This is a genomic window from Sulfuricaulis sp. (genome assembly GCF_049587675.1).
Lineage (GTDB): Bacteria > Pseudomonadota > Gammaproteobacteria > Acidiferrobacterales > Sulfurifustaceae > Sulfuricaulis.
The window spans coordinates 1-7604 of record NZ_JBAVEJ010000161.1 but is presented as its reverse complement, the minus strand read 5'-3'; the positions used below and the strand labels follow the sequence as shown (position 1 = coordinate 7604).

The following is a 7604-nucleotide window of genomic DNA, read 5'->3' as shown; positions in this document are numbered from 1 at the left end:
CCACGGGCGCGGGCGCCGGCTCGGCCGCCCTCGGCTCGGGCTTCGGCTCGGGGACCAATTCGGGGTGGCATTCCTTGGTGGCGTTGTCTTTATTCCAGGCGGAGGTCACCAGGCATTTGCCGGCGGCGTCGCGCTCGACTTTGCCGCTCGCGTCGTAGACATATCCCGGCGACATCCCCGCCGCCTGGGCGGAAAACGCCGTGAGGGTGGCGACCAGCAGCGACGACAACGCCAGCGTGGTCGAGAAAGCTTGCTTCTGTTTGTTCATAGCGCTTATCCTCTAAATAGTTGAGTGATGGTCTGCAACCCCCAGACCGGTGGTAAGCCGTGTGGCAAGCCGGGTAGCGTCGTCGATCGGGGCCTGACGCCGGGATCCGGGTTTTGCCATGGGTGGTAGTGTGCCGGGAACGGGACCATCGGACTATTGGACCTTGGTCCAATGTTTGGCATGCTGCCGTAGCCGGGCCGTATAGCATCCATATCGCCGCCGATGATTACGGTCCCTTCGGTGCACTGCGCCGCAACTCGGGAAAGGCCGCGCCGAGACGTTGCACCAGACAATCGACGTAGTTCTCGGGGAACTTCCAAACGACGCGATTCGGCCCGGGGATCAGGCAACGATCCGCGGGGTCGATCGGGTGACGCAGAGAGAGTGCGACGTCGGTGGATATCCAGTCATTGGCGTACCAATAGCCATGCCCGCGCATGCCACCCATCTCGTGCGCACCACGCACATCTGAGACATCGACGGCCTGAAACCGCGGGTCGGCCGCGAGACGCTGGATATCCTGAACCGTGAGATCGGCGATGTCCGGCTTGCCAAGCCGCGAGGCGCCGGCGATGAGGCTGGAAAACCCGAGTGCGGCGTCGTTGCGCGACATATACACGATCGTCTGGCGCGCAAGGTCCATGACCGGCGGCATATACTCGCCCGCAAAGGTCTTGAGGTCCACGTCCGAAGCGACAAAGATCACGTTGCCGATGCGATAGCGCTGGGCGAGTTGTGCGCGGTCTTCCTGTGGGTGGCGCGCGCGCAGCCGAGCGAGTGCCTGGCCCAGCAGCGGCGAGCCGCAACTGTAGGCAATAATGTTGACGGACTCGGCGCGGGTCTCGGACAGCAAGGCAATCAGGCGCTCGATGTCCGGCACGTACTGCTCGGCGCGCGGACAGTCGGTGAGGTAATTCCAGAAGTTCTGGCCGGTTGGCCACTGGAAGGTGACGAGCGCGCCATGGCCGAGGTAGTGCGACCACGACCCCATCATCACCGTCACTTCGTCGAAGCGCACACGATAGCCGTGTACATAGAGCACCACTTCCGGGTTGCGTGTTTTCGTCAGTTGCTCGTTGATTCGGGCGACGAAGGCACGTTCGGCCTCGCTCGCGCCTTCCGCACCGCTCCAGCGACCCAGTTCCTGAATACGCTCGACGTCGCCGGGCCGGGCGTGTTCGTAGGTGTCGGCAAAGTCCGAAGCGACCAGATCTTCCCACTGCCAACCGGGCGGACCGAGCCGCACCGAAGCCACGCCCAGCATCACCCCGTCGCCGGCGGCATTCCGATAATGTCCGGGCTTGCCGGGGTCGACCGGGGCGCGGGTGGTGGCGTAGAACACCGGCACCTCGGTGGAACGTAACTCCGACGGCAGGTTTACGGTCATGTCGAGCCGAGCATCCCGAAATACCGCCGGGGTGGGAATCATGTGCGGCTGGACCGAGGCACACCCGGCCGTTCCGGCGAACACGAGCAACATCAACAGACAGGCGGCAGTTCGATTCATCTCTTTCCTCCTAATGCTGGCAGTCGTTCCTGTTGCAGCAGTGAGCGCGGCTCAATTCCGCTTCGGCCAAAACGTATCGCCAGCACCATATTGCATGGTCAGTGGCATTCCAACAACTATGCATCGAAAATTGCCATTGAGTTTTTTGACCACCGGTTGATGCTCATCATATCTTTGTTTAAATCGTTGTTGAAAAAAACTTACCGAGCCGACGCATTGAATGTCGTTGCAATCTCTGATGTACTATCAATAAAGGATATGCGCTTTGGAAGCTGGTATTCCAGCTGCACCGATGAGCAGTGGTTGTCGCAGCCCACTTCGTGACATGGCAAACTCAGCACAAAGGCGTAGCGTGGGCCCACACCTCCGGCGACATTTACCCATTGTTCACGCACGGCTTCGCGCGCCTGACTTGTGTCGAACGCATCATCAAATGTACCGGTAACTGCAAATAACGATGGAGGCAAGACGATGAAACCAAACATTGCAGTATGGGCCATATTGACATGGTGCGCGCTCATATCCCTGGCGCACGCGAGTAACGTCGGGTTTCTCAACGAAACACCGTATTTCGCGCATTTCACCGATGAGGACCGCAAGATTTTTCATGCGACAGTGGATGACCTGCTCAAGCTCGGCAAGGACCAGGACACCCGCACCTGGACGAACCCGAAAACCGGCGCGAACGGCGATCTCCGTCTCTTGCCGTCCGCCACGGGCAGCGGTGGCTGCCGGGATATCGAGGTCCGCAATAGCGCCCGCGGGAGAACCGGCAAAAGTGTGCAGCGTTTCTGTCCGGATGAAAAGGGTGTGTGGAAGTGGAAACCTAAGGCCCAATGAGCGCATTGCGCCTCTATACGTCGCGCATAGAGCACGGCCAAGCACGATGGTCTCGGAGCATCGAAGCGCCTGATACGCGCGCGGTGATGCATGGCCGGATAAGGCCAGCCAGAAGATCCCTGTGGTGCCTTATAAGAACATGCCTGGGCTGAGCGTGGGCTAAGACGCTACGGAGCGCACTGTGGCGTCGGGATCGGGTATGGTTTACCGTTCGAGTCCACGATCCATCAATATTAGAAAAATACTCTGCTTTGTCGATTGGATGACTAGTCGATGGCGCGAATAACGACAATCCGCAAGTACGTCTTGAAGACAGCGGGGATTGTACTGGCAGTATTGTTGTTGGTTGTGATTGCCGCATGGGTATTCTTTGCCACGTTGGATTTAGAGAGTCAACGCGCACGTATTGAGAAACTTGCAAGCCAAGTACTGGCGCGCGATGTTCACATCGACGGCCCCATGCATCTCAGCGGATCGGTGTTCCCCAGGGTTTCCATTGAAAAAGCACGCATCGCCAATCCGGATTGGGCGACACATCCCGATTTCCTGGTTGTAGATCGACTTGAGGTGCAGATCAGCCTTCTGTCTTTGTTGCGCGACAGATTCGTGATTCGCGATATCGAATTGACTGGCGCTAGCGTTCACCTTCAGCGTGGACGGGATAAAACTGCAACCTGGATCTTTAAGTCAGGTCCCAAACGAGAATCGTTGTCCGGCGCGATGCCTGACATAGTCGCATTACACGCCAAAAACGTTTCGATCCTCTACTACCCTCTCGATCGACCCCCCGTGGTAATCAGTATCGATGAATTGCAGGGCTCATTGGTTCGGCACGAACCGGTGGTGCTGCGGATAAAGGGAGGAGTCCGTGATTTTCCATTGAGTATCGAATTGCATGGCGGAACTTTGGCCGCTCTTTTCGATCCCGTGAAGCGCTGGCCATTCGAGGCGTCGCTGGATACTGATATCGGAATGATCGACTTTGAAGGTTATATCGAGGATCCACTTACGCTTAACGGGATTGATCTGATAATAGCTTCGGATAAGCAGAAGCCGCATAAGTCACTGCTCTCCAGGCGAAGCGATGTGCGTTTGGTTGAACGCTATCAGGCGCATCTGAGCATGAACAGAGATGCCGAGACGTATATGGCGTCTCTGGCGGGTGAGTTTTATGGATTTGACCTGTCACAATTGTATGAACAGCCTCGGCAACAGATGAAGTCGTCGATGAAGTTTCAGGAGTTCAAAATCAATGCCCAGGGTTCCGGAAAGTTAATTGGCGAGCTCCTCAAAACAGCCACCGTCGACATGACGGGTTCGGGTATCGAATTCCGATCGCCAATGAAAGATCCTGACCGGAAATTCTATTTGGCACGAGTTGACAGCTTGCGCGCAAATTCCAAGCGGGATGGCAGATTTGAACTGTTGGCCCGGGGAACGGCCAACCGTATGCCCGTGCAGTTTCGCGCGTCCCTGAAAAATATTCTGTATGCACTCTGGCAAGGCCAGGATGTCCCGCTTGATATGGATATCCAAACAAAGGCGGCGAGCGCCCATTTTGCCGGCCGGATGATGAAACCCCTGAAGGAGTTTTCGCTTGCCGGTCAGATTTCGGCGAAAGCCGACGATTTGGAAACGATCGGTGCCTTGGTCGGCCGGAAATGGCCGAAATCCGCTGCGTTGGGTGCGACGAGTCCGGTCAAATTCAGCGATAGAACTCTGGCTTTTCCCGGCGTTCGGGGTCGACTGGGTTCACAAACAATAGGTGGTGAGTTCACGCTGCGATTCGATAATGGGATTAACCTGTCGCTCAAGGCACACACTGACCGTTTCAACATTCATGATGTGATGCCAGCGACCCGGGTCCCTGACAGTCTTGTATTCGACATGAATGATTTGAATCTGAGCATTCAGGGCAAGGGTGATTCTTTCAAGCAATCCGTGCTGGGTGGCGTCTGGCAGATTACCGCCAGGAAGGGTCGGGCCGGCTGGCAGTCAAAGTCCGGAGCAGGCGAATACGTATTCGCGCTAAATGACATCCGCTTCGACACGCATGACCAGGAACCGGTCACGTTAGCCGCCCAGGGTTTGCATAACGAATTGCAGTTCAAGTTAAACGCTCAGGCAGGCCGCCTTGAGGAATTGCTGGATACAGTCCAGCCCTACCCGCTTAATCTGCATGTCACCGGGTCGGGCCTGTCGGCGTCGCTTCAGGGTACGGTCAAAAAGCCGCTTGCAGATATCGCCTTCGTTGGCGATCTGAATGCGAAAGGCCAGCTGCCCGTTATCGGCCAGATAATCCATGTCCCGCTGACGCACGAGGAGTCTGCAGACCTGCGTGCGCAGTTTGCGATGTCTCGCGGAGATTTGAGACTGAGCGATGTCGTTGCCAGGACAGATGGAACTGTCGTAAATGGCGATCTGTTTTACCAGGCGGGGAAATTGCCCAAGCTCACGATTAATTCGTCAGGCAGCATTAATCTGGCGCCATATCTGGAAAAACAGGCAAAGCCGGATCAGAACACTTCGAAAAACCGCGCACGCCGTGATCGCGTCGTACCGGAATTGGCGCTCGACTTTGGCAAGCAGAGTAAGCTTGCTGTTGTTGTCACCATCAAAGACTTGAGCATTAAACACAACGAATCGCCCATTACCGTGGTGAATGCTCGTTTTACCGCTGGCAACGGCGTATTGCGACTGGATCCGCTCGAATTTCGTTCAGTCTTAAACGACTCAAGTGTTTTGTCCCGGATTGAAGTCAACAGTTCCGGTCAACCCAGCAGGGCAAGGCTCGAGCTTGAAGCAAGAAATATCGATTTCGGTGAAATTCTCAAGAAAATGAAGGTTACCAATGAAGTTGCCGGTACCCTGAATCTGAATATGAACGTGAATGGTCAAGGCAAGACCTTGCGTGATGTGATCGGTTCCGCCAATGGTCAACTTCAAATCGTTGCCGACAAAGGCTCCATCCCGAAGTGGGCGCTGGAAATCTGGGGCGCAGACTTGGTGCGGCTCATTATTCCAATGACCTGGCTGGAAGATCCATTGAGCGACCTTAATTGTGCAGTGGGGCGCTTTAACTGGGAAGATGGCGTCATGCGCAGTCAGACGCTGTTGGCGGACACCAAGCGGGTTACGGTTGCCGGAGAACTCCTTATCAATTGGCAAAATGAGCAGGTTGACGGGCTGTTCAAACCGCAACCGAAGGATCCCACTTTATTTCATCTGGGTACGCCGATAAGACTCAGTGGAACATTGGCGCAACCCAAGACCGCATCGGCGGAATCAGGGATGTTTCGATTGGGCAAATGGGCAATCGGTCTTTCAAACCCTGCCACGTTGATCGTGCTGTTCGGAGATGTAGGCGCGAAAGAGAAAAATCCCTGCGCGGCATTGCTCAAAACGCCCGCTCATGATTGATTAATACTTGCTACTCCTCGGCGTTGGTCCGGCGGGTCGCGCCGGTGACGACAATCGCTCTTGTGGGTTCCCTAGAACAACACGCCGAGCAGCGTTTTCAGCAGTTGTTCCAGCGGCATCATGGTCAATAGCAGCGGCGCAATCGGCGCGAGTGTGGCGACCGCGAGTTGGAGGATGGCCTCCTTCGTAACAGGCGCGACGCGCATGGTCCGTACCACCTCGTAACTATTGCCCAGATCGGCGAGGGACTGGATGTCGCCGCTACCCACGAGTGGCTCATCGGCAGGCGCTCCGCCGCGCAGCCATTTGGTATCGAATTCGCGCACGTAACGCTCCGCCAGCGTGCCGTATTCGCGAAGACCCTTCCGCTTCGCGTGAGCAAGCTGAGGCACAAACACCAGGAGCGGACCGAGGACCACACACAGCAGAAAGACGACCAGGACGGCAATCTCGATCTTGAACGCGGGCAGCGCGGCCCCGAGGTAAAAAATGCGGTTGGCGAGCTGCCCTGCCACCAGCGCGCCTTGCGCTGCCGCGAGCAGGGTGAAGGCGTAGGCAATGTTGGAGAGAAATCCCAGGCCGCCGACACGATCCGGATGCGTGGGAACCAGGCTCAGCTCGATGCGCGACACCTGCCAGAGAAAACGGGCCCAGATAAATAGTCGGTAATACCAGCGGAGCAGCAGGAACTGGAAGATCGGCAAGCTCACGTAGCCATACCACATCCCGGCGAGCGAGAGCTTCGTGCCCTGGCCAGACGGTGTCGCGTACCACGTGGCCGCATCGAGCGCCATGTACTGGCGCCAGATGATCAGAACACCGACAACGTATACGGTGGTGAGCAGCAGCACCTCGGCAAGCACCGAGTTGCGCAACCGAAATGCCGACGCGATGGCGGTATCGAACCGCGTCATGGCGCTTTCGGGAATCAAATTGCGTCCCAGGAATACCTTCACCACGGAACGCATGCGCTGGTGCACCACAAGCTCGGCTGCGATCAGCAGCGGCAGTGCCACCAGGAAGCGGACGTGAACTTCCACGTCCATCAGAAACGGTACAGTTGCACCCCCGCCCAGCACCTGTCCTTCCAGCGCCGATAGGATCAAGAGCGGTAGCCAGGCAAGCAGCGAGATGACGATGATGCGTTGGCGTGCCAGCATCAGCGCATCGTCGGACAGATGCGCGCGACGCAGAAGCTGGAAGAGCGGCCCGCCCAGTACAAGCGAGAAGTCCCGCGAATCCAGGGACAGACCGTCGCTGGACACTGACGTGCGGGATTTCATTTTCGCCCTCTCCTCGCGGGAGTGATGCTCGTGTCGTTAAGCGGGCAGGCCGCCTCCCCCACGGCGCGCGGCAGACCGGGAGGTCGCCGCGCGCATAGGGAACACGGGAAGGCTCAGGCCAAAGCCAGTAATAACGTGGACAAGCTCCCCTACTTCGCGGTGCCGGTGACTTCCACCTCGACGCGGCGATTCTTGGCGCGGCCCGCGGCGGTCTTGTTATCGGCGATCGGCTTGTCTTCGCCCATGCCGCTGACTTCCATCTTGCTGGCATCGGCGCCGAGACTGA

The 7604-nt window shown here is 57.3% G+C and carries 5 protein-coding genes and 2 pseudogenes; 2 read left to right on the top strand and 5 right to left on the bottom strand.

From position 1 onward, the window contains the following. The 3 genes and pseudogenes from WB402_RS08380 to WB402_RS08370 form a co-directional block, all read right to left on the bottom strand. A pseudogene (locus WB402_RS08380) lies at positions 1-268 on the bottom strand (hypothetical protein); the annotation flags it as partial. A gap of 226 nt (positions 269-494) precedes the next feature. After that, a complete protein-coding gene (locus WB402_RS08375; protein WP_424206819.1) occupies positions 495-1775 on the bottom strand; it encodes an alpha/beta hydrolase in 1281 nt (426 codons plus the stop codon). 200 nt (positions 1776-1975) lie between these two features. Then, on the bottom strand, positions 1976-2260 hold the full coding sequence (locus WB402_RS08370; RefSeq protein WP_424206817.1) for a hypothetical protein: 285 nt from the start codon (positions 2258-2260) through the stop codon (positions 1976-1978). Between WB402_RS08370 and WB402_RS08365 the strand changes: the two genes are divergently transcribed. Both WB402_RS08365 and WB402_RS08360 read left to right on the top strand, forming a co-directional pair. Then, positions 2247-2615 carry a hypothetical protein gene (locus WB402_RS08365; protein ID WP_424206815.1) on the top strand — a complete coding sequence of 123 codons (369 nt, stop codon included), beginning with the start codon at positions 2247-2249 and terminating at the stop codon, positions 2613-2615. The genes WB402_RS08370 and WB402_RS08365 overlap by 14 nt on opposite strands. Before the next feature lie 273 nt (positions 2616-2888). After that, the gene (locus tag WB402_RS08360) at positions 2889-6035 is read left to right on the top strand and encodes an AsmA family protein (protein ID WP_424206814.1); all 3147 of its coding nucleotides are present in this window, start codon (positions 2889-2891) and stop codon (positions 6033-6035) included. 71 nt (positions 6036-6106) lie between these two features. Here WB402_RS08360 and WB402_RS08355 read toward each other — a convergent pair whose 3' ends face one another. Then, positions 6107-7318 carry a hypothetical protein gene (locus tag WB402_RS08355; protein WP_424206812.1) on the bottom strand — a complete coding sequence of 404 codons (1212 nt, stop codon included), beginning with the start codon at positions 7316-7318 and terminating at the stop codon, positions 6107-6109. 149 nt (positions 7319-7467) lie between these two features. Continuing rightward, positions 7468-7604, bottom strand: a pseudogene (locus WB402_RS08350) (OmpA family protein); the annotation flags it as partial.

Bases quoted from the DNA above. Each gene is read 5' to 3' on its own strand.
- WB402_RS08375 (WP_424206819.1), bottom strand. From the start codon at position 1,775: ATGAATCGAACTGCCGCCTGTCTGTTGATGTTGCTCGTGTTCGCCGGA.
- WB402_RS08365 (WP_424206815.1), top strand. From the start codon at position 2,247: ATGAAACCAAACATTGCAGTATGGGCCATATTGACATGGTGCGCGCTC.
- WB402_RS08370 (WP_424206817.1), bottom strand. From the start codon at position 2,260: ATGTTTGGTTTCATCGTCTTGCCTCCATCGTTATTTGCAGTTACCGGT.
- WB402_RS08360 (WP_424206814.1), top strand. From the start codon at position 2,889: ATGGCGCGAATAACGACAATCCGCAAGTACGTCTTGAAGACAGCGGGG.
- WB402_RS08355 (WP_424206812.1), bottom strand. From the start codon at position 7,318: ATGAAATCCCGCACGTCAGTGTCCAGCGACGGTCTGTCCCTGGATTCG.